The sequence below is a fragment of the Faecalibacterium sp. BIOML-A4 genome (assembly GCF_009679665.1).
Lineage (GTDB): Bacteria > Bacillota > Clostridia > Oscillospirales > Ruminococcaceae > Faecalibacterium > Faecalibacterium taiwanense.
The window spans coordinates 1-1525 of sequence record NZ_WKZG01000043.1; the positions used below are offsets into that span (position 1 = coordinate 1).

The 1525-nt window shown below is 51.2% G+C and carries 2 rRNA genes; both read right to left on the reverse strand.

The window, feature by feature from the left end:
- Position 1: 1 nt before the first annotated feature.
- A 5S ribosomal RNA gene (gene rrf, locus GKG34_RS15555) occupies positions 2-118 on the reverse strand.
- 127 nt (positions 119-245) lie between these two features.
- A 23S ribosomal RNA gene (locus GKG34_RS15560) occupies positions 246-1525 on the reverse strand; the annotation flags it as partial.

Below are 1525 nucleotides of genomic sequence, written 5' to 3' on the forward strand. Positions count from 1 at the left end.
AAGTCGGCGACTACCTATTTTCACGCGCCGTTTCCAGCGAACTATCTTCGGCACAAGTGAGCTTAACTTCTGTGTTCGGAATGGGAACAGGTGGAACCTCACCGTCATCGACACCGACCGATCTGACTGAACCAGTATAACATGTTTGTCGTACTTTGTCCAGTGTTTCTTAGAAGGACGTGCCTTCAAAACTGAATAATCACTGCTTACATTTTTTCGTTGACTCTCAGAGTCTCAAGCGAATTGTGGTCAAGCCCTCGACCTATTAGTACACGCTTGCTGAATGGATCACTCCACTTACACATCGTGCCTATCAACCTTGTAGTCTTCAAGGGGTCTTACTTGTTTGAAACAATGGGATATCTTATCTTTGGGTCGGCTTCACGCTTAGATGCTTTCAGCGTTTATCCGATCCGTACATAGTTGCCCAGCTATGCTCTTGGCAGAACAACTGGTGCGCCAGAGGTACGTCCGCTCCGGTCCTCTCGTACTAGGAACAGCTCCCATCAAATATCCTGCGCCCACGACAGATAGGGACCGAACTGTCTCACGACGTTCTGAACCCAGCTCGCGTACCGCTTTAATTGGCGAACAGCCAAACCCTTGGGACCGAATACAGCCCCAGGATGCGATGAGCCGACATCGAGGTGCCAAACCTCCCCGTCGATGTGGACTCTTGGGGGAGATCAGCCTGTTATCCCCAGGGTAACTTTTATCCGTTGAGCGATGGCATTTCCACTCACATACCACCGGATCACTAACTCCAACTTTCGTTACTGCTCGACCCGTCAGTCTCGCAGTTAGGCTCGCTTCTGCGTTTGCACTCTTTTGCTTGATTTCCGTTCAAGCTGAGCGAACCTTTGAACGCCTCCGTTACTCTTTAGGAGGCGACCGCCCCAGTCAAACTGCCCACCTAACAATGTCCCCCGCCTTGATTCAAAGGCGCAGGTTAGAATTCCAATATCGCAAGGATGGTATCCCAACGGCCACTCCACAAGCGCCAAAGCACCTGCTTCCCAGTGTCCCATCTATCCTGTGCATGCAACATCGAAACCCAATATTAGGCTACAGTAAAGCTCCATGGGGTCTTTCCGTCTTGTCGCGGGTAACCGGCATCTTCACCGGTACTACAATTTCGCCGGGCGGGCTGTTGAGACAGTGCCCAAATCATTACGCCTTTCATGCGGGTCAGAACTTACCTGACAAGGAATTTCGCTACCTTAGGACCGTTATAGTTACGGCCGCCGTTCACTGGGGCTTCGATTCAATGCTTGCACATCTCCTCTTAACCTTCCAGCACCGGGCAGGCGTCAGCTCGTATACGTCATCTTTCGATTTAGCACAAACCTGTGTTTTTGGTAAACAGTTGCTTGGGCCGATTCTCTGCGGCTGCATTGCTGCAGCACCCCTTCTCCCGAAGTTACGGGGTCAATTTGCCGAGTTCCTTAACAACCCTTCTCCCGTTGGCCTTAGAATCTTCTTCCTACCTACCTGTGTCGGTTTGCGGTACGGGCACCGCAGAAAT